This is a genomic window from Sneathiella sp. HT1-7 (assembly GCF_020731145.1).
In the GTDB taxonomy this organism is placed as follows: Bacteria; Pseudomonadota; Alphaproteobacteria; order Sneathiellales; family Sneathiellaceae; genus Sneathiella.
The window spans coordinates 177,977-198,834 of sequence record NZ_JAJFZN010000002.1; the positions used below are offsets into that span (position 1 = coordinate 177,977).

General features: G+C 50.1%; 21 protein-coding genes. 4 read left to right on the top strand and 17 right to left on the bottom strand.

The annotated features are described in order from the left end of the window. Positions 1–12: 12 nt before the first annotated feature. From LKE13_RS18760 to LKE13_RS06100, 9 genes are all read right to left on the bottom strand, one after another. Entirely contained in the window at positions 13–1,233 is a 1,221-nt protein-coding gene (locus LKE13_RS18760; protein ID WP_227949209.1) for an adenylate/guanylate cyclase domain-containing protein, read from the bottom strand. Between the two features lie 100 nt (positions 1,234–1,333). Beyond that, positions 1,334–1,960 (bottom strand): YbhB/YbcL family Raf kinase inhibitor-like protein, encoded by a 627-nt coding sequence (locus tag LKE13_RS06065; protein ID WP_415776512.1) that lies wholly within the window; start codon positions 1,958–1,960, stop codon positions 1,334–1,336. Positions 1,961–2,043: 83 nt separating this feature from the next. Further along, positions 2,044–3,594: an acyl-CoA carboxylase subunit beta gene (locus LKE13_RS06070; protein WP_227949214.1), complete on the bottom strand. Its 1,551-nt coding sequence runs from the start codon at positions 3,592–3,594 to the stop codon at positions 2,044–2,046. Between the two features lie 209 nt (positions 3,595–3,803). Continuing rightward, complete coding sequence (gene flaF / locus LKE13_RS06075) at positions 3,804–4,211, bottom strand: flagellar biosynthesis regulator FlaF (RefSeq protein ID WP_227949216.1); 408 nt, start codon at positions 4,209–4,211, stop codon at positions 3,804–3,806. Positions 4,212–4,280: 69 nt separating this feature from the next. After that, entirely contained in the window at positions 4,281–5,081 is an 801-nt protein-coding gene (locus tag LKE13_RS06080; protein WP_227949219.1) for a flagellin, read from the bottom strand. Between the two features lie 237 nt (positions 5,082–5,318). Beyond that, on the bottom strand, positions 5,319–6,104 hold the full coding sequence (locus LKE13_RS06085; RefSeq protein ID WP_227949221.1) for a DUF1217 domain-containing protein: 786 nt from the start codon (positions 6,102–6,104) through the stop codon (positions 5,319–5,321). Between the two features lie 112 nt (positions 6,105–6,216). After that, positions 6,217–7,020: a flagellin gene (locus tag LKE13_RS06090; RefSeq protein ID WP_227949223.1), complete on the bottom strand. Its 804-nt coding sequence runs from the start codon at positions 7,018–7,020 to the stop codon at positions 6,217–6,219. Positions 7,021–7,032: 12 nt separating this feature from the next. Then, positions 7,033–7,287 carry a hypothetical protein gene (locus LKE13_RS06095; protein ID WP_227949226.1) on the bottom strand — a complete coding sequence of 85 codons (255 nt, stop codon included), beginning with the start codon at positions 7,285–7,287 and terminating at the stop codon, positions 7,033–7,035. A gap of 79 nt (positions 7,288–7,366) precedes the next feature. Beyond that, complete coding sequence (locus LKE13_RS06100; protein ID WP_227949228.1) at positions 7,367–7,753, bottom strand: flagellar biosynthesis repressor FlbT; 387 nt, start codon at positions 7,751–7,753, stop codon at positions 7,367–7,369. A gap of 219 nt (positions 7,754–7,972) precedes the next feature. Between LKE13_RS06100 and LKE13_RS06105 the strand changes: the two genes are divergently transcribed. Beyond that, positions 7,973–8,260 (top strand): DUF6460 domain-containing protein, encoded by a 288-nt coding sequence (locus LKE13_RS06105; protein ID WP_227949230.1) that lies wholly within the window; start codon positions 7,973–7,975, stop codon positions 8,258–8,260. Positions 8,261–8,271: 11 nt separating this feature from the next. Here LKE13_RS06105 and LKE13_RS06110 read toward each other — a convergent pair whose 3' ends face one another. The 7 genes from LKE13_RS06110 to LKE13_RS06140 form a co-directional block, all read right to left on the bottom strand. Then, positions 8,272–8,601 carry a TraR/DksA family transcriptional regulator gene (locus LKE13_RS06110; RefSeq protein ID WP_227949232.1) on the bottom strand — a complete coding sequence of 110 codons (330 nt, stop codon included), beginning with the start codon at positions 8,599–8,601 and terminating at the stop codon, positions 8,272–8,274. A gap of 87 nt (positions 8,602–8,688) precedes the next feature. Further along, positions 8,689–9,705, bottom strand: coding sequence for a 2-oxoacid:ferredoxin oxidoreductase subunit beta (locus tag LKE13_RS06115; protein WP_227949234.1), 1,017 nt, complete (start codon positions 9,703–9,705; stop codon positions 8,689–8,691). Position 9,706: 1 nt separating this feature from the next. Further along, positions 9,707–11,572 carry a 2-oxoacid:acceptor oxidoreductase subunit alpha gene (locus LKE13_RS06120; RefSeq protein WP_227949236.1) on the bottom strand — a complete coding sequence of 622 codons (1,866 nt, stop codon included), beginning with the start codon at positions 11,570–11,572 and terminating at the stop codon, positions 9,707–9,709. A gap of 297 nt (positions 11,573–11,869) precedes the next feature. Beyond that, positions 11,870–12,463 carry a TetR/AcrR family transcriptional regulator gene (locus LKE13_RS06125; protein ID WP_227949238.1) on the bottom strand — a complete coding sequence of 198 codons (594 nt, stop codon included), beginning with the start codon at positions 12,461–12,463 and terminating at the stop codon, positions 11,870–11,872. 65 nt (positions 12,464–12,528) lie between these two features. Next, entirely contained in the window at positions 12,529–13,284 is a 756-nt protein-coding gene (locus LKE13_RS06130) for a hypothetical protein (protein ID WP_227949240.1), read from the bottom strand. Between the two features lie 159 nt (positions 13,285–13,443). Next, positions 13,444–15,441 carry a TRAP transporter permease gene (locus LKE13_RS06135; RefSeq protein ID WP_227949242.1) on the bottom strand — a complete coding sequence of 666 codons (1,998 nt, stop codon included), beginning with the start codon at positions 15,439–15,441 and terminating at the stop codon, positions 13,444–13,446. 25 nt (positions 15,442–15,466) lie between these two features. Beyond that, the gene (locus LKE13_RS06140) at positions 15,467–16,612 is read right to left on the bottom strand and encodes a TAXI family TRAP transporter solute-binding subunit (protein WP_227949244.1); all 1,146 of its coding nucleotides are present in this window, start codon (positions 16,610–16,612) and stop codon (positions 15,467–15,469) included. Between the two features lie 126 nt (positions 16,613–16,738). Here LKE13_RS06140 and LKE13_RS06145 point away from each other — a divergent pair, with 126 nt between their 5' ends. Genes LKE13_RS06145 through LKE13_RS06155 form a run of 3 tightly spaced genes read left to right on the top strand, consistent with a single transcriptional unit; the run spans position 16,739 to position 19,539 of the window. Beyond that, positions 16,739–17,545, top strand: coding sequence for an IclR family transcriptional regulator (locus LKE13_RS06145; RefSeq protein ID WP_227949246.1), 807 nt, complete (start codon positions 16,739–16,741; stop codon positions 17,543–17,545). A 41-nt stretch (positions 17,546–17,586) separates the two neighbouring features. Beyond that, positions 17,587–18,741 carry an acyl-CoA dehydrogenase family protein gene (locus LKE13_RS06150; protein WP_227949249.1) on the top strand — a complete coding sequence of 385 codons (1,155 nt, stop codon included), beginning with the start codon at positions 17,587–17,589 and terminating at the stop codon, positions 18,739–18,741. A 24-nt stretch (positions 18,742–18,765) separates the two neighbouring features. Next, the gene (locus LKE13_RS06155) at positions 18,766–19,539 is read left to right on the top strand and encodes a class II aldolase/adducin family protein (protein WP_227949251.1); all 774 of its coding nucleotides are present in this window, start codon (positions 18,766–18,768) and stop codon (positions 19,537–19,539) included. A 46-nt stretch (positions 19,540–19,585) separates the two neighbouring features. Here the strand turns inward: LKE13_RS06155 and LKE13_RS06160 are convergent, their stop codons facing one another. Beyond that, positions 19,586–20,842, bottom strand: coding sequence for an MFS transporter (locus tag LKE13_RS06160; protein WP_227949253.1), 1,257 nt, complete (start codon positions 20,840–20,842; stop codon positions 19,586–19,588). Positions 20,843–20,858: the final 16 nt, after the last annotated feature.

Consider the following 20,858-nt stretch of genomic DNA (forward strand, 5'->3'; position numbering starts at 1 on the left):
GAAACAGCATCCTTAGGCTGGTGTATATACGTCTATCTGGTCTTTGAGGCCGGGGACAGTTTGTTTAGGGAAACACCGCAAGTCGATTTGGAGATGTTCCGCGATTGCAGAGGACACCAAAAGGCTTGCGTCGAGTGTCTTGGTCAAGTCCTGCAGTCGGCTGGCCATGTTGACCGCGGGCCCAATGATAGAAAAATCGAGACGTTCTCTTGCCCCGATATTGCCGAACATGACATCGCCATGATGAATGCCAATGCCAAACTTCAATTTTGACGCATCGGAGGAATGATGGGCCAGTGCCTCCGTTCCTTTGCGCGCGGCATTTACCGCCTTTTGCGCGGCATCCGATATTCCGGCATTATCCGAGTTTGGGAAAATTGCGAGGAAACCGTCACCCATGAATTTGAGCACTTCTCCCCCTTCTTCCATCACGGCCTCAGACATGGTCTCGAAAAACTGGTTCAGCAGTGTTAGATAGGCAGGCATTTCCATCTGGTCGGCAAGTGCGCTGGATCCGCGCAGGTCGCAAATCCAGATAACCGCTTGAATAACGTCGCCGTCGCCGCGCTGATTTTTACCTTCCATCACCTGCCGTGCCGCGGCGGGGCCGAGATAGGCGCCCAGCACATCCTGCAAAGTTTGCTCCCGCTTAAAAATGCGCGCGGTGGCATGGAATAGATTGATCAGATGTTTCAGGGCTTGAATTTCCCTGTCGGAAAATCCGCTCGGGTGGTCCGTAAGCCATGATGAGATGACGCCATCCTGTGTTTTGAGGGCTGTTTCCTGATCCCCAAAGGGTGCCAGGATCGCGAGATAATCAGTTCCACCACCCTCCTTGAACTCTGAAAAAATTGAATATCTTTGAACAACTTCATCATCGCGCAGGTCGCAACGATATTCAGTTACAATATTGTCCAGCATGTAAAAGAGAGGGCTTTGTGCCCAATTTGGCTCCACAGCCAGTGCGCGCGGGCGAGAATTGGTGTGTAATTCGCCGGCCCTATGCCAAGTGTAATCAGTATGATCAATAAAGGGATGCATTTGTCGCATCGTGACATGCGTGCGCAGGAGTGGAAACAAGGTTTGATCTATTTTCCGGCTGAGTTCAGAGAGAGTTTCCGTAAAGTCAATATTGTCAAGCATGCGCTGGACAAGCCACTTTTCAATTTGACGCACAGCCAGATCGAAGCTGGGAGTATCAGAGGCAATATCAGTTACGGATCGTATGTTCACGGCGGCGAAAACCTCTACCTGTTTTGATCTAAATAGGAAATGCCGCCGGAAATACAAGGGAATGCACTTGCTTGGGTGTTATCTCCAGAAATATTATGCGCTACGTCGCAACCTCCGGGTTGAGGCTATATGTCCCGACGTATGAACCACTCGCAAGGATATGTCCTTCCATCGCAGAGAGTGCCTCCGGCCCTCCGAAATTGCCTGAAAGCCCAAGGCTCTCTATATCCAGAGCATATACAGTAAAATGATAATGATGAAGGATGCTGTCATTCCAGGGAGGGCAGGGACCATCATATCCACCATAATCACCGGCCATATCGGGATCGCCCGCAAACCAGTCGGTATAGTTATTAATGCCGGTGATGCCGTAGGCGCGCTTGCTCGGTGCCTTACCCTTGGGCGTAATGCCATCGCTGACCTCTCCCTCGGCGAGGCTTGCGTACTCGATAGGAATATCAACCTGAACCCAGTGATAGAAATCAACACGCGGCAAATCGGCTGGAACTGTCTTTCCTTCCTGGTTGACATCTTCTCCTGAGGAGGGAACATCGGGATCATGACAGATAATGGCGAAGGATTTTGTTCCTTCTGGTGCGTCAGACCAGCTAATTGCAGGGCTTTTGTTATCACTAAGGGCGACATGACCTTCATCGGCAGGAACACCGAAGGCGAATTTACCCGGGATTGTCCCGCCATTTTCCCAACCGTCGATTTTCACCTTCAATGCTGCCGTCATGGTATGTCATCCCTCATTCTGTTTTTAATAGGCACACGATTTTAACAAAGCCGTCAACGCAGGTAAATGGTCTAGGGTCGGAAGGCGAAGCTAACCGGCCCTTTTAAGCTATCAAGCTGCGGCTGTATCCAGTCAACCCACTGACACAGTGCAGGCCGGGTCTCCCGCGGATCAATAATGTCATGAACACTGAAACTTTCTGCACGGGGGAAGGGTGATTGCTGGGCAGCAAGCTGTTCTTCCAGTTCAGCTCTCAGCTTTTCAGGGTTTTCTGCTTCTGCAATCTGTCGGCGGTAGGCGACGGCCACCCCGCCCTCAACGGGGAGCGGCCCCATTTCTGCGCTGGGCCAGGCAAGGACATAGCCGTTTTCACTAAAATGAGCGGCCGCGGCAACGCCGAAGGCTTTCTTCACAATGACGGTAGCCCATGGGACAACGGACATGACGGCGGCGGCAACTGCGGAGGTGCCATATTTAATGGTACCATCCTTTTCTGAATCCGGTCCAATCATAAACCCAGGTTCGTCTGTGAAATTGACGATGGGAAGGTGAAAGGTGTCGCAGAGTTCAATGAAGCGTCGCACCTTCTGGGCGGCATCTGCCCCCATGGCACCTGCATAAATCCGGCAATCATTCGCGATCACGCCAACGGGCTGGCCGTTGAGGCGGGCAAAGCCGGTAATCAGGCTGCGACCATAGTGCTTGCTCATTTCAAAGAAGCTATCGAGGTCTACCACCAACTGGATCAGCTTTCGCATGTGAAAGGGAAGGCGTCGGTTTTTTGGAACGATACTGAGCAGGTCTTCTTCCGTGCGTTCTGTGGGGTCGCTTGTCTCGAAGTGTGCAGGCAGTTCCCAGACGTTATTGGGAAGATAACTTAGGAAAGCACGAATCTGCTTGAAGGCATCGGCCTCATCCTCCGCAATATTGGCGGCAACGGCATTTCGGCTATGGACTGCAGCGCCGCCCAGCTCTTCCTTCGTCATATTGATGTTCAGGGCCCGTTCCACTAACGCTGGGCCTGCGATAAGAAGCTGCGCGGTGTCACGTGTCATCACGGAGAAATGGGAGGCGGCAAAACGCGCCGCCGGAAACCCGGCAACAGGTCCAAGCGCGGCGGAGGCAACCGGGACTTCGCCCATCAATTTTGCGATGGAGAGAAACCTCGGTTTTTCATAAGCCGGACTGCCAACAGTGCCGCTGCCTTTACCCTTTGCTACGCTGCCACCGCCACCTTCCAGCATCCGGATTAAGGGCACGCGATATTGGGACGCTAGTTCCTCTGCGAAGACGCTTTTTCGCAGACCTGCGGCATTGGGTGAGCCACCCTTTAACGTGAAATCTTCTCCGCCGACGGCAACATGACGTCCATTGATGGAGCCAAGTCCGGTCACATAGTTTGCAGGGGAGAACTCTTTGATATTTCCTTGATCGTCTCGTACTACTGATCCGGCGATGCGGCCTTGTTCCTGAAAGCTGTCCGGATCCAGAAGGCTATCGATTCTTTCGCGGATGGTCAGGCGGCCTTTGGCATGCTGGGCCTCAATGGCTTTAACACCGCCTTGGGCCTGTGCCGCGATGCGCATTTTTCTTATTTCTTCGGCTTCTTTTTCCCAGCTCATAGGTTCCGATCTCCCCGTAACTTAAATTAGTCACGGAGTATAACCATTGCCATCGCATTGAGATAGGTTTCAGGATGGTGAAATAGCGGACGTGCGCCATTGCACAAATCAGTAGCCAATCGCTTCGGTCTATAGACGAAAGGGTGGCTATCTGCATATCCCGAGGTATACCGGAGTAGGTGCCTCTTGTGAGGAGTCGGCTAGTCGGCTTAGAGGGTTAGTTTTGTCTCAAGCCCGGCCTGTGGCAGAGTTGCTTCTTCGATCTTCTTAGGATCCTTGGGCCTCATGCCTTCCATAATCTGCTTATTGACCGCAATGAGTGGCGCAACTGATGCTTCGCCTTTCATGGCTTGTAAACTATAGCGACCAACCCAGAATGCGATGGAAAGAAGCCGACCTTTTAAGTCGTCAGGGAGAGCATTATCCTCTGACAGAAGATCCATTTGCATGGTAAGCCATAGCCGCCGATTGTTTGCGACAGCACGGATGCGTTCCATTGCATTTTCTTCCTTGTCAGCGTCTTCCATGGCACGAGTGAATAGCGCGAAAGCCCGGTATTCGGTTTGTCGGGGGTTTTCGGCATTCTGGTTAGCTTTTTGGTAAGCAGCTACAGACATTTCTTCTTCTCATCCATTTCCGATAGTAAAATCTACTATTTACGAAATTTCTTACGATACTCTTACCAATTACTGGAAAAGCTGAAGAATTGACTGTGGTCGCGCGTTGGCGATTGACAGGGACTGAATGCCAAGCTGTTCCTTGGTCTGCAGTGCCTGCAGTTCAGCGCTTGCTTCTGCAAGGTTGGCGTCTACAAGAATGCCAAGACCTTCTTTAAGCTTGTCAGTCAACAGCTGGGTAAATTCTGCCTGGCTATCAAGCCGGTTTGCGGCTGTACCCAACGTAGTGATTACGTCGCCAACCAAAGCTTCAGCAGTGTCTACAGCTGCGAGGGAAGTGGCAGGATCTGTCAGATCAAGGCCGACCAGTCCCAAGGTAACCAGGCGCAAGTCTTGCGCGGCAACTGTTTGTGTAACACCGCCCAGACCGGTCAAAACATCTAGGTCAGCACTGACACCATCAATCAGGTTCACACCATTGAAGACGGTTGTTCCGACAACTGAAGTAATCTCGGCAAGTAGGGCGTCGACTTCTTCCTGAAGAACCGTTACATCGAGGCCGTCATTAAAGGCCTGGGTGACTTTCTGGTTGATGTCGATAAGAATATTTGAAATCTGCAAGGCACCTGCGTTCGCCATGCTTACAGTTGCCTGACCGAAGGTAAGGCCTTCCTCAATTGCATCCAAGGCAGAGATGTCCCCGCGCATTGTCTGGGCAATCGTAAAGGAAGCCGGGTTATCTTTAGGCTCCGCGACTTTAAGACCTGTTTCGACCTGACGCTGAGTCTGGCTCAGGGCCGTTTGTGTCAAGGACAATGTGCGAAGCGCTGCCATCGCCGTTGAGTTAGTGTTAATAGAAAATGCAGCCATTTTGTCTTCTCCTGTAGTTTCCTGCGTTACCAAAAACGCGAATTCACTCAGGGCTACATAAGCAAAGGGCGTGCCAGTTTGAAAAACCCTTGGAAAACTGGGGTTTTTGGGCCAATTTGTGGATACTAGAGCAGGGAAAAAGCGGCTCAGTTACTGCCGAAAATAGGAATAAATTTCTCAGCTATGAAGAAAATGCCCGGCATATAAGGGCCTTGCCCGAGCCGGGTAACCGCAGATTTAGACGAACAGGTCTATTTGGATCGGCTGTGGGCCTACGTATTCTCCGGTGCCAATAGGCTGGAAAAGCGAGAGCATCGGATTGGCCGTTGGATCGTTGTTATTGACCTGCGTAAAAACAAGGAAGCGATTGATAATCTCGTCAATTTTTCCGGGTTCCTGCAGTTCTGACGGATCGAACATATCTCCCAGACGTTCCCTTTGCTGGTCATAAGACAGCGCTTGAAAGCTTTCAGGAAGGCCGAGGCTGACGCGAACAACATGCATAATCGCCGTGTCGGCAATAACCTGTTCAATCGTCTCAATTCCGCCGGCAAGGCGTTTGAAATACATGGCTTCTCGTACGCCGTCTGCATTCTCGCCTTCAAATTTCTCATACTCGTTGGTCCGATAGCCCGTCAAAATAGCGTCAACATTTTCCTGCTTCTGAAAAAAGTCAGGATCACTGTTAAGGCCGTACATAGCGCTGGCGAGTTTCGTCCAGCGGGGTTCGGCCAGCCGATTGACGAGACTTTCGCTTTCAGTCGGTGGTTCGGTGAGTATTTTTTTGACCATCGCCGGTTTATCGATTTCACTTTCCAGCTGAAAAGCGGAGAGAACCATGGTCAGGACGGTGCGGTTCTTCATCAGGTCGTCGACGGACTTAATGTTTGTAATATCTTCGCTGAAGGTTACCAGGTCCCGGGCAACAGTTGGCTGCGCCTCAAACGCCTTCATATGGGCGTCTTCCAGCTCGTAAGCCAGCTTATACCATAGCAGCGGATTATTGTTTGCAGATACTTGCATATCTAAACCTGGTTAAAAATCTTATCAGCGTAACTATAGCGTGCTAATCGTAAATAAGATGTTAACAAAAAAAGGCGACCACGAAGGCCGCCTTTCTTTGATAGGAGGGCTCTTAACGGAACAGAGCCATAATCGTCTGAGGCGCCTGGTTGGCGATACTCAGGGACTGAATGTTCAGCTGTTCCTTGGTCTGCAATGCAGTCAGTTCGGCCGCAACAGCAGCCATATCTGCATCAACCAGAGCACCAAGACCTTCTTTCATCGTATCAGTCAGAAGCTGGGTAAATTCACCCTGGCTTTCCAAACGACTTGAGAATGTACCAATCGCCGTCAATGCGTTACCGACAGTTGTCTGTGCGGCAGCAATGTTAGCCAAGGCAGTCGTGATGTTGGCGCCGGACGAAAAGTCAGTCGTCAGGGCAAGTGTGGCAGCATCGAGGTTTGTAGCAGTATACGTCATCGTGCTACCGGCCAGATCAGTTGGAACGGTCAATACGTCCGTACCGGCGTTGTTAATCAGATTAACACCGTTAAACTCTGAACCAGCGGTAATAGCTGTAATCTGAGCCAAAACTTCATCAGCCTGAGCGGTTAGAATGGCGTCATCAAGACCACCGTTCTGAGCCTGCGTGGCAAGAGTTTCGAGTTCAGAGAGCTGTTCCAAAATGGAAGTGGCACCAGCCATTGCAACACCAATTGTTGCTTCACCGAAAGCAATACCTTCACTAATAGCGCCAAGAGCGCCAATATCAGAACGCATACCCTGCGCGATAACGAAAGTAGCAGGCGCATCTTTAGCGCTGCTCACGCGGAGACCAGTTTCAAGTGAGTTCTGAGTTTTGGAGAGTTGGCTCTGCGTCATGTTAAGCATACGCAGACCAGACATTGCATTCGCATTAGTATTAATTGAAGCCATAATATAAAATCCTCATTCTAGAGTTGTCGCATCTGCGACGAAATAGCTCGTTTGAGCCCCGGTCCACTTCGAAACCGTGCCCTGACTATCTCTGTGATTTCCTAACAAAAGATTAACAGGTGCTTCTTTGGTCAATTCAGCTGGGAGAAATTGGCCAGGATATGCGCGGCGCAACGCAAAAATGCGCAGAAAACTGATGTTTTCAGATTTTCTCAGAGGGTGTGTATTTTTAAGGAAAAAAGCAAAATCTATCGAAATAGACACCATTCATCGCCGCCATAAGCGGTAAAAATGACTGAATCAATCTGTTAAATGCGGGAGATAACCACCATGATTCCGATGATTCTTATTCTTCCGTTTCAGCGGACTTAAAATATTTCTGAATTAACTTAAGCGCTGCGTAATAGTTTTTCTCGCCAACAAGACCGACAATTTCAAACACGCGGTTTCGTTCATCGTTGTCAGCGGTTGAAAGAAACGCGATCTGCGCTGCGTCCTGAAAGCTTTTGTGATGCGCATCGTGACTGTCCGGATCTATATACATCAGCTGGATATAGAGATAGACATTTTCTAAAGGCGTTTTAACGTCTTCTGGCAACAGAATGTCTCGCTCGCGCATGATTGACGCATCATTCTCTAGCGAGAAATGCATTGCTTTGTTGCTTGTATTTGTAAGAACGGCACCGTTGACAACAATTTTCTCACCGGCGGGAATACGAAACTTTAACGACATGAAACTCGTCTCCAGATAGGGACCACACCGTCTACTATAACAATAGTCACAAATTGTGCAAAATAGGATTGTATTCTGAAGGGCGATAATCGGCTTTTAGAGCCCTTCTGGGCAGAAAGTAAATAAATTCTGGCCATGACCTTGGGGTGGCCTATATGATTGCACATGCTGGTGCGCGCATCTTTATGGGTGCAACCGCCTTATTCTAGAGGATATTGAATGCCAAGAAATATCGGCTCACTGATTATAAAATTGGTTATTTTTTCTTTTATTGTCGGCTGGGCTCTGACCCTGTTTGATATCACGCCGCTTGATCTCTTAAAGGATCTGAGTGGAACGATTGGTCAGATTTACTCTACCGCGCTAAGTACAATAACCTGGGCGGCGGACTATATTCTGCTTGGTGCGGTTATTGTCATTCCTATCTGGGCAATTGTTGCTGGCCTGAACTATCTGCAGCGGAAAAGCCGTCGGAGTATGTCGTCCTCTTCTAAAAACGAGGACTAGGTTTCTGGCGGTTAGCCGCTTGCACAGTCGATGCAAAGCGGGGTGCTGGGGTCCAGAGAAAGACGTTTTACTGAAATTTCCTCATCGCAATTGACGCAATACCCATAGTTTCTTGTATCAACACGGGCAAGGGCGGCATCAATCCGTTGCAGTTCATTCTTCCGCCGTCGCTCTGTCTCTTGGGCCATTGCCTGTCCTTGCAATGCATCCATGCGAGAAAGACGACCCACACGGGTCTGGTCAAGTTCCACAGGGCGGCTGCCTTCAGTGCTGGCCTTCATCACTGACAGCAATTCTTCCCGGCGGGCAAGAAGTACTTTTCTCGGATCAGTCTTTGTCATAGGTTCAGGCTACGACAATCTAAAGGTTGATGCAAAGAAAAGGCCGGTCATTTCCAGCCGGCCCTTCCAAACTGCTGTTCCTCGCCCTTACGCTTCCCAAGTATGCCCTTGTCGAAGGAGCGCGTCTAAGGAAGGTTTGCCGTTGGCTTCTGCTGCATCCAACTTTTCGGTAATGCCATCTTCATAGGTGGCTGTCGGGTTGCAATAGATGACACCAAAAGCTGCAGGGAGATCTTGGCCATCCATTGCCGCGATCAAGGTTGCAAGGGATCGGTTCGTCTCGTCATGAACCAGAATATCCGCTTCCGTGATCCCATTTTCTCCGATCGTCACGGCTTCTAGTGTTAAAGACTGCGTATTCAAGCGAATGCCCTTGTTCTTTTCAGCGCCAAAGATCATGGGCTGGCCATGTTCTACATGTAGCTGCTTTTCGGAGGCGACATCGCGAGCGAGAACATTATCGAAAACTGCGTCGTTATAGACAATGCAATTTTGTAGGATTTCCACCATCGACGTTCCCTTGTGTGCATGGGCACGTTTTAGGATATCGGGAAGCGTCTTTTGCGTATCATAGGCACGGGCAGCAAATCTCGCGCCAGCGCCGAGTGTGAACACAAGTGGCTTCAACGGCGTATCAACTGATCCATCCGGGGAAGAAGGCGTACGTAGTCCAACTTCCGATGTTGGAGAATACTGCCCCTTGGTCAAGCCATAGATCTCGTTATTGCAGAGCAGGATTTGCATATTAACGTTTCGGCGCAGCACGTGGAGCATGTGATTTCCGCCGATACTGAAACCATCACCGTCGCCGGTCACCATCCAGACATCGAGTTCTGGATTAGCGATCTTGATTCCCGTCGCAAATGCCGGGGCCCGGCCATGGATCGTGTGAAATCCATAGGTCGACATATAATAAGGGAAGCGCGATGAACAGCCGATCCCGGACACAAACACATAGTTTTCTTTCGGTGTGTCAATATCGGGCAGGGTTCTTTGTACAGCCTTCAGGATCGCATAATCACCACAGCCCGGACACCAGCGTACTTCCTGATCTGAGGCAAAATCGGCGGGTTTCAACTTGTCTTTAGTAACGGCAACATTCATGTCAGTTCTCCAATGCTGCGTCGATGGCGCGTTCAATTTCGGAAATCTTGAAAGGCTGCCCGGTCACTTTGGTGAGCGGTTGCGCATCAATCAGATATTGATCACGAAGGACAGTTTTCAATTGCCCATCGTTCATTTCCGGAACAATTACCTTGTCAAATCCGCGAAGTAGGTCGCCAAGGTTGCGTGGAAGCGGCCAGATATGACGCAGATGTATGTGGGAAACGTCCTTGCCGTCCGCCAGCTTGTTTTCTACGGCGCGGCTAATGGGCCCATAGGTCGACCCCCAACCGATAATGGCCAGCTTACCGTCCGTTTTACCATTCTCGACTCCCTGTTCCGGGATATCATTCGCTATATTCAGGATCTTGTCGCGCCGGAGATCAGTCATTCGCTGATGGTTTGCCGGTTCATAGGAAATATTGCCCGATCCGTCTTCCTTCTCGATCCCACCGATACGATGCTCAAGCCCCGGCGTTCCGGGAATGGCCCAATGCCGGGCTAATGTATCCGGATCGCGATTGAATGGCTTGAAGCCTTCCGCATTTGTCTCAAACGTTTTTGGAAATGCTTCCCGATCCGCCACATTGGGGATCAGCCAAGGCTCCGCCGCATTGCCGATATATCCGTCAGTGAGCAGCATAACAGGGGTCATATACTTTGTGGCAAGGCGGCAGGCCTCGATGGCAACCTCGAAGCAGTCCGACGGACCATGTGTTGCCAACACGACAAGCGGAGAGTCGCCATTGCGACCGTATACGGCCTGATATAGGTCAGATTGTTCCGTTTTTGTCGGCAGGCCAGTTGACGGTCCCGCGCGCTGCGAATTCACGATGATCAGCGGAAGTTCTGTCGAAATGGCAAGGCCGATTGCTTCACCTTTCAGGGCAATGCCTGGGCCCGACGAAGAGGTAATACCGAGAGAGCCGGCATAGGACGCACCGATCGCTGAACATATAGCGGCAATTTCATCCTCGGCCTGAAATGTCTTCACGCCGAACTGTTTCATCTTTGCTAAAGAATGTAGGACAGGGGAGGCAGGTGTGATCGGATAGGACCCAAAAAATATTTTTAAATTTGCAAGCTCTGCGCCTGCGACCAGCCCCCATGCGAGCGCTTCGCCGCCCGTGACGGTGCGGTAAAGCCCATGAGGCATTGCGGCCGCCGGAATTGAGTATAGTTGCGTGAGGCCGCCAATTTCCGATGCTTCAGCATAAATATTCCCGGCATTCAGGGCAGCAATATTAGCATCGGCGATATCCGGGCGCTTTGCGAACTTACGTCTTAGCCAATCAACTGTATCGCTCCGGTCGCGGCCATAAATCCAGTATACCAGGCCAAGCACCCAGAAATTCTTACAACGGAGCCCTTCCTTTTGTGAGAGGCCGAATTCCTTAACCGCCTCTAACACCAGCTTGGTAATATTGATATCCAGTACCGTATAGGCCTCAAGTGAGGCATCTTCGAGGGGGTTCTCAAGATATCCGGCCTTTTTAAGGTTCCGGTCATTAAAGGCGCCGCTGTCAACGATGATCATTCCGCCTGGCTTCAGCCGGGCAATGTTCACCATCAGGGCGGCAGGGTTCAGGGCGACCAGAACATCAGGATCGTCTCCAGCTGTTTCAATCCTCCGCGAGCCGAAATTGATCTGAAATGCTGAGACACCGAAGGTCGTGCCGACAGGCGCTCTAATTTCCGCCGGAAAGTCAGGAAATGTGGCGAGGTCATTTCCGGCCAAAGCGGTCGTGTCGGTAAATCGGCTGCCAGTAATCTGTATTCCATCACCAGAATCGCCTGCGAACCGAATGACGACAGAAGAAACTTCTTTCCGTGGCGCCGGGTCCGTCTTAATTTTTAATTCGTTCAACTTTCTTACCCGCGTTAAGCATAAGAGGGGAGGCCTTGGCTCTAAACCCTATCAATGCCTTTAGTTTAGCCATATTTCGAACCAGCAATCAACGGCCTATATTATCATTTGCTGTAACAACAACAATTTGTTGGACGTTAATTTGTCACTATCAAGACTATAGTTCTTTTTCGTTCATGATAGCTATCTTGTTAGCGTTAGATATAAGGGATTTTAAATAGAACGCAACAGTATTTTCTCATTTTAGATGTAAAATTATTTATTTACAAAATTATAGTGTGAATATGATTTCCGATCTCATGATAAGCCGTCTCTCATGACTTTTACGAAAAAGGCGCCGATTTGCGCCGGAGTCTGTCCTCCCGGGCGATACCAGCTGGTGGACCAGTTGAGCGATCCAAGCAGGTTCAACCGCAGTAATCCTTTGTCCATATCTTCGGCAAGCGGCAAATCCTCAATCAGATCCATGAAGAGTTTATCATAGCTGTCCCGTATTTCGATAAGCCGGCTCCGCAGGGTGGGAGCTGTTCGGGAGATGTCTGCGCATAGCAGGATGGAGAAGTTATTACCTCCGAACAAAGTATTCATATGGGCGACCGCCGCCTGGGTCAGTCGTTCCCATGGATCCTCCACTCCGTCTATGGCTTCCAGAACGGCCGTGCTGATCAGGCGCTTTCCCTCTTCATAGGTTGCGACGATCAGGTCCTCTTTGGAGGAAAAATGATAATACATCGACCCGGCCAGCATCCCGGCTTCGCGGGCGATATCCCGCATCGAGGTGGCATCATATCCGCGTTGATTAAACAGATGCGCCGCCGCCGCCATCAATTCCTGTCGGCGGTTATCGCTCCGATGGAGACCTTCCTCGCGGGCGCGTGTTTTTTCAGTCACGGGCTGGTCCTAACAAACAGTTGTTATAATGCCTGTTATGCCCGCTTCAACGATAGGCGGCAACTTTATTTTTCGAGGAGACCCCGTATCTGATCAATCACTTCTTCAGTTTCATCACCTGCGCCGCGAAGGATATTAAGAGCCTGGTCAGAAAGGTTAAGGTCGGTCGATAGGGCCGCAAGGGTAGTCGCCTGAAGGAGTGGCCTATATATCGCTTCGATCAGCGCGGCTGGATAGAGCCCGTTTTCACTTTGGCCAAGATCTTCAAGGTGGAGGTTATCCAATACGGCCGTTGCTTTTTTGCCCATAAGTTCCTCCGCTTCAACAATGACAACAGCGTTCGTTATATATAGGTCATTGATGATAAATTTTTTCGTCGGACCGGCGTGATCGACAAGGATAGGACCGCGTGCTTCAACGGCAATTGCTTCTTTGATGTAGAATCGAATGGTGCGTAGGTTATCGCCAGAATTGGTAATTTCATAGGTAATCTCAGGCGCTTCGATTTCTATGCGTTTTATTATGATGGTTTCGCTGTTGACGGTTTGCGGATCGATTTGCATCTTGATCCGTGGTGTCAGGAATGCCGGTTGAGCCTTGTATGGCGCAGGGTTTGCGATCTTCAAATCAAGTAATTCGGCCTCTCCCGTCGTTGGGGAGAATTCCGTTTCCCGTAAAGTGACTTTAGTTTGTGTGATGGCGGTACCATAGTTTTCAATTGTCGATGTAATAACGGATCCAATTGAAAGATAGACGGTGACGATTGCCACGCAGAAAAGTATGACGATCCCGATCATAACGATTGTTAATCCACGTCTCATATATGTCACCGTTTCTGCGAGATTATTTTTCGGCTGCACCATACGATGACCAATAAGGCATCGCAAGCGCAAGAGGTCTTTGATGATATATGCAGGGTAACAATAAAAAACGCCCGCCTAGAAAATCCAGACGGGCGTTTTTATTGCGTAAAGTATTCCCTAGATCGCAGCGGCTGCCTTTGCACGCCGATCAATCATGAAGGCGAGCATAGCTGCAGGCCCTGCCGTGACCAGCGCGAAGAGAGCCAATTCCAGATTACTAAATGGAATGAGGGCACTCCCGCCCGGTGTTGCCAAAGCGAGGCCGCCGATAAGGATAAGCGCTCTGATAGGCCAGCCCAACACAGGATGACGGTGCAGGTTGCCGATCCAGATGAGATATCCTTGTAACGAACTGGCGATCAGAATAACGCCAGCCACTGCCGAAACGAACAGAATGGCTGTCTGGCTCAATTCTCCGCGGAAAATAAAGGCCGGATCGAGAACGAAGAAGAAGGGAACGAAATAGATGATCGATCCCAACCGCATGGCCTCGAACCCAGTGCGCATTGGATTGGCGCCTGCAATCGATGCCGCAGCAAAGGCACCCAGAGCAACAGGTGGCGTAATGAAGGACACCATGCCCCAGTACAGGATGAACAGATGCACTGCCATCGGATCCAGTCCGCCTTGAATAAGGGCGGGCGCCAGAACAATGGCGAGGAAGATGTAAGCGGCCGTTACTGTCATGCCGATACCCATGATAAAACTGGTAATCGCGCCCATCAGTAGAAGAACGAGAATATTACCGCCTGCCATAAAGATCAGGTCATTGACCAGCGTACCCGCCATTCCTGTAATGGACAGAGCGCCTACGATCAAGCCAACACCAACCAGAATACCTGCAATCTCTGCAAGAAGTTTACCGGTTGCCAGAAGGAATTCCCAGAATTCTGCCATTCCCCATCGATTGGAGGAGAACAGTTGATTGATCACGAGAAGCAATGCTGTCGCATAGAACGGTGCGAGCACTTCCTGCTTCAGGTAAACAAGCATAACAATGAGCAGAACAAATACTGCGATAAAATGCCAGCCCTTGCGGAATGTTTCCCCCAGTTTCGGTAATTGATCCCGAGGTAGACCCGGCATGTTGTTTCGTGCCGCATAGGCGTCAATCTGGATGAACAATGCAAGATAGTAGAGCACAGACGGTACAATCGCGGCAACGGCAATTGTGATGTACGGAATGTTCAGAAACACCGCCATGATGAAGGCGGTTGAGCCCATAATCGGCGGCATGAGAACACCGCCCGTCGAGGCACATGCTTCTACACCAGCGGCATATGATTTCCGAAATCCGGTTTTGCGCATCGCGGGAATGGTCATGACGCCGGTTGTGATAACGTTTGAAATCACGCTGCCGCTCATTGAGCCCATAAGGCCGGATGAGAAAATGGCAACTTTCGCCGGACCGCCACGTACATGTCCAAGGGCCGCAAAAGCAAGGTCAATAAAGAACTTCCCGCCACCGGTCTGGGTGAGGGCAACGCCGAAGATCAGGAAGCCGATCACCAGATTGGCGAGCGCCTGCATTGGTATGCCGAGCATACTCTCCGCACTTAAGACGTGATAGGCTGTCGTATCCGCGAGCGTGCTGCCAAGGCCGGATATCGGACCCGGCATAACATCGGCATAAAGCGGATAAAGTGAAATTATAAGCACAATCGTGAACAAGGCTGTGCCACCGGCGCGTCTCGTCCCTTCAAGGACCAGAAGCCAGAGCACCAAGCCAAGTGTGACAATGTAGTCTGGAGCGCCCATTTCCCAACCATTGTCGACAATTGCTTCGGCGTTCATGAAGAAAAACACCAGCAGTCCAAAGGTGACCACCGCAAACAGGATGTCGTACCATGGAACATGATCTCTGGAGGATTTACTCGTCGCCGGAAAAATCAGGAACACAACTGGTACCAGTAATCCGAACAACGCATACTGATACTCGTTATCGAGCCAAGTATGCCCTACTAGAAAACCAGCGTTGAATAGCTGATTGACAGCAAGCAGGGTGACAATGGCTGTGATCGCAATAACGATCACACGCCATCCTAAAGAAAGATTACGGTGGCGCGCCAACTCTGGCTGCGCCACCGCTCCGTCCTCTTGTTTTTGATTTTCCATTAAGAATTCTACAAATAAGAACTAATTAGAAAATTGGGTTCATGTCGGCAGCTTTAAGAGCAGCTGCACGGACTTTCATCCATTCTTCCTTGAAAGCATCGCCATCAAGGTCTTTGTCTTTCATGGTAGCCCAAGCGTTAGCAAGTACATCCTGACGCTCAATCATCTTGTTGTTGTTGGCTTCCATGTCGTCTGTCCAGACGCCGACTTCTTTCCAGTATTTTACCGCCGACTTATGATAGGGAACTGCCCATTCAAAAGTCTGGTTTTCAACTGCCCAACCTGTCATGGCCGGCAAGGCGTCCTTGTAGTTATCATATTCAGAGTGAACAGCTTTCACCATCGAATAGACAAGGTCAGGATCCTGGTCCGCGCGGGTAATCAGGATTGGATAAGGGTAAGCTGCGCCGTCATGCGGCGTTTCCTTGGAAATGTTACCCGTGCCCAAGATCGCTGTGTGCGGTACGAAATAAGGTGCGATACTCTGAATGCGAGCCCAGCCTTCTTTGTCAGCAGCAGGCGTCGGAGGCCAGTAAATGCCACGAGGTGACGCTTCAACCTGCTTGGTTGGTCCAGACACGGTGGAAGCAAACGCTGCATCGATCTGATTCGAAAGCATGCCTTTCCACATTGCGCCATAACCACCAAACTCGACTACTTCAACATCGTCAAAAGTCAAACCACCAAAGGCGATGATCGCCTGTGTACCGATCGTGAGTGCAGGGGAGCTGCGAACCACGCCGACGCGTTTGCCCTTAAGGTCCTGAAAAGTTTTAACGCCTGTATCTGCCGCGACACCAACCGAAAGGTTTGCATCAGAAGTGGCCGACATCAGAAGCTGGACTTTTTGCGGACCCCAGTTTGGAGTTGCAAAGTTAAAAACACCTTCAGAGGCGTAGAAAGTGCCTGCGCCGTTTGCAACGAACTGAACTTTATCGGACCGCAATGGACCCATACGTGAAATATCGTTCTTACCCGGAACAACCCGAAGATCGACGCCGTACTTATCTTTTAGCGCCTTACCAATTGCGACGGACTGGTTATAACCGGTAGTACCCGTGTTATAAGCACTCCATGCCAGTGTGCCCGGAAGCTTTACGTCATCAGCAAATGCTGCGGTCGAAAAAGCAAACGCTGCTGCCACAGCGCATAAGCTTGTACCTATTTTCATTATTGTCTCCCTAAAGAAAACTTGAGTTGGATTTTTTTGTTTTCTAATAGGACCGCATTCTGCATAGTGGAATGGAATTCTGCAAGTTTTTTTCCTAATTAATCCTTTTTATACCATAGTTAGAAAATGCGAGAAGATAAAACATTCGTTGGGGGTATATCGACTCCTGATAACAGCCGACACTTCGTTACATCGTTAGCGCGCGGCCTTGAGCTATTGCAAGCTTTTCGACCGGGTGAGGGGCCTCTTGGGAATAATGAGCTTGCCAAGAGAACGAAACTCCCAAGATCCACTGTATCGCGCCTGACCAGTACCCTGCTGCAACTCGGCTTCCTGACATATCGAAAGAGTGCCGGAAAGTATGAACCCTCCCCGGCGGTTCTTTCCCTCGGATATACCTATCTTGCCAATAACAAACTCCGATTGCTGTCCCGCCCCCTGATGCATGATCTTGCAAAGCAGGTGGGTCTGGGCGTCGCCCTCGCGACACGCGTAAAACTAAACATGATGTATGTCGAAACCGTTCGCGGTGGAGATGAAAGCACACTTCGGCTTGAGGTTGGCTCGTTTCTACCAATCGCAACCACCTCGGTTGGTCGGGCCTTTCTTTGTAAGCTGCCGGAGGGAGAGAAAAATTTTCTTCTGGATCATGTCCGGAGAAAATTTGCTGAAGAATGGCCGAAGGTAAAAAAGGGATTTGAGCAGGCGGAGAAAGATTTTGCAGACTTTGGATATTGCCTATCAATAGGAGATTGGCGGGCGAGCTTTAATGCCGTCGGTGCGGCAGCTCTTGATAATTCAACTGGTGATATCGTCGCCTTTAATTGCGGAGGCTCTGCATATCTGGTAACAGAAGCAGCCTTGCGGGAAGATGTTGGTCCCCGTCTCGTAGGCCTCTCGCGAAGTGTTGAGGCAATGTGCGGGATGAACTGAGATTAGATCTATATAATAACAAGAAAGTAGAAGGATAGAAGATGGCTCTGGATGCCGAGACGTTCGAATTAATGAAAGATGCAGTCGCTCGATTCGTGAGCGAAAAACTCGTCCCTGCTGAAGATACAGTTGAAGAGACGAATGATGTGCCAGAAGAAATTATTCAGGAAATGCGGGAATTGGGCTTGTTCGGCCTCTCAATCCCGGAGGAATATGGTGGACTGGGTCTTAGTATGGCACAAGAATGCCAGATTATACACGAGCTTTGCAAGGCATCGCTGGCGTTTCGGTCAGTAATCGGGACAACGGTTGGTATTGGCAGCCAGGGCCTTGTCATGACGGGAACGGATGCCCAGAAACAACAGTATCTGCCGCGGCTCGCTTCTGGTGAGATCATGTCCTCTTTTTGTCTTACCGAACCGGAAGCGGGTTCTGATGCTGCGTCTCTGCGCACTGTCGCCGTCCGGGATGGGGATGATTATGTCTTGAACGGAACAAAACGTTACATCACCAACGCTCTGCGCGCAGGGATGTTGACGGTTATGGCACGTACCGACTCATCAAAAAAGGGGGCCTCGGGTATTTCGGCCTTTCTCGTTGATCCAAATATCCCGGGTGTTACGATTGCCAAGGCGGACGAGAAAATGGGTCAGCGGGGCACGAAAACCAGTGATGTTATTTTTGAGGATGCCCGCATTCCTGCGTCTGCTTTGATGGGCGGCGTTGAAGGTAAAGGGTTCTACACGGCCATGAAGGTGCTGGACCGCGGGCGGCTGCATTTGAGTTCCGTATCGACCGGTATTTCAGAGCGAATTTTGCAAGAAGCACTTAACTATGCAGCCGAGCGCAAGCAGTTCGGTACTGTGATTGGAGAATTCCAACTGGTACAGGCCCTGCTTGCCGATAGTCAGGCAGAACTTTTCGCCGGTAAGGCAATGACATTGGATGCTGCGCAGAAGTATGATAATAATGAAGATATCCCGATGCTGGCGGCCTGCTGCAAGATGTTTACAACCGAAGCTGCGGGGAAAATCGCGGACCGGGCGGTACAGATCCACGGTGGCGCGGGCTATATGGCGGAATATAAAGTTGAACGCTTCTACCGCGATGTGCGGTTACTGCGCCTTTATGAAGGAACGACGCAAATTCAGCAGCTTGTCATCGCACGTAATATGCTGAAGTCTCATACGAACTAAAAAACTGAAAAAGGAAAAATTGATATGGGTGTTGATATAATAAACAAGATGGTGCCCAGCTTGGAGGGCAAGGTCAGCGATGAAGAATGGGAAACACGCGTAAATCTCGCGGCCTGTTATCATCTGATTGCTCATTATGGTATGAGCGATCTTGTCTTCACCCATATTTCGGCGCGCGTGCCGGGCAGTGATCATCACTTCCTGATCAATCCCTATGGCCTCTTCTTTGATGAAATTACGGCTTCAAGCTTAGTCAAGGTGGACATTGACGGGAATGTTCTAAGTGACACGCCATTCATTATCAATCCTGCGGGATATACAATTCACAGCGCTATCCACGGCGCGCGTGAAGATGTTGGCTGCGTTCTTCATACGCATACGACGGCCGGTATGGCGGTCGCCGCGCAGAAACAGGGATTGTTGCCAATCAGCCAGCATTCGATGATGTTCTATGGTCGTTTGGCCTATCATGGATATGAAGGAATTGCATTGGATCTGGATGAGCGTGAGCGTCTGGTGCGCGATATGGGGGACAACATTGCGATGATCCTCCGTAATCACGGTTTGCTCACCGTCGGGGCCACGGCGTCAGAAGCATTCCGTCGGATTTTCTATCTTGAGAAATCCTGTGAATCACAGATCAAAGCGCTTGCAGGGGATTCCGAGCTAATTCTTCCCTCTCGCGAGGTTTGCGAACATGCGGCCAATCAATTTAAAATCAGTGCGTCTCAGTCGGGCCTTGAATGGCCGGGCCTGTTGCGCCTTCTTGATCGCAAGGGATCAAACTACCGCGACTGATCTGGGAAATTTTAAATTAAAATATTTGGCGCAGGAATCTGTTTATTCAAGCAGGTTCCCGCGCCATTTCTTTAGGTAACTTTGATTCCTTCGACCGGCTGTAAATCAGCAAGGCGACCGCAACAATTGCCGCAAGACTGAAAAAGAGCACCCGATAGGCCAAAAGCGGCGCCGTCCCGTCTTCTTCAACGAAGTTGCCTATTATGAATCCGCCCATGGACTGGAGCAGGAATACACCCAAAAATACGGCAGTGTTCAGTGTTGCGATCCCACGGCCCAAAAGCCTTTCCGGAAATATCGAACGACCTTGGGACATGATCAGGACACCATAGTTCCCAAAAAAGCTGAACAGAATCAAAAGTGCAGATATTTGCCAGACGGACACCACGGGCATTGAGCCGAGTATGACCAGTAGAATTATGGTAGTGATAGCGGCGGTCGCAACCAGTTTTTTGCGTGACTTGGCAATACCATCCAAATACCCATAAAAAAACGCGCCGCCGATAACCGCAACAGTCATCCAGAAAATAATATCGCCACGTTCTGTGAGGTCGAGACCATAGACATCTCGCAGGAAATTTCCGCCCCATAGAGCGACAATAGACATGATAGTTCCGTAGATGACGAGATTGATGGCGAATACAAGCTGAAACTGGCGATCCTTGATAATGCCGATGACGCCTCCCAATGTCTCCGACATGCTCTCGATTTTTCTGGAGTGGAAAGCATGGCCTTCGGGGGCGTCTTTAATGATAAAATATCCAAAGACGATGGATACCGCACTGAAAAGACTTGCGATCCAGAAAACATCCCGCCAGCCGATCATATCGGCCAGAATTGCTGTAGGTGTCGTTGCAAGGATATTTCCGAATCCGCCCATGCCTACGATAAGGGACATATAAAATGCGAACTTTTCCGCGGAGAGCCAGCGAGATATAATGACGAGGGATCCCATCAAAACAGGAGCGCAGCCAACGCCCATAAAGAACCGGGCCGAAGTTAGCTCAAGAAAATCCGACGCTACAGCAAAACCAGCCGATCCCAGCACTGCAAACATCATCAATCCACAGATCGTTTTTCGGGGGCCATAGCGATCCAGAAAAATACCAACGGGGACCTGGAAAAGGGCAAAAGCTATAAAGAAAGTACCGCCAACAACGCCAAGTTGTTCATGGGTGAGCCCGATTTCATCCATCATGTTGGGCGCAATTACAGCAATGGAAGAACGATAAAAATTACTCGCGACATAAACAATCGACAATGTCGTGATGATCTTGAAGGCAGTCGCCGTTTCTTTTTTCATTTTTATTGCGCTCGTA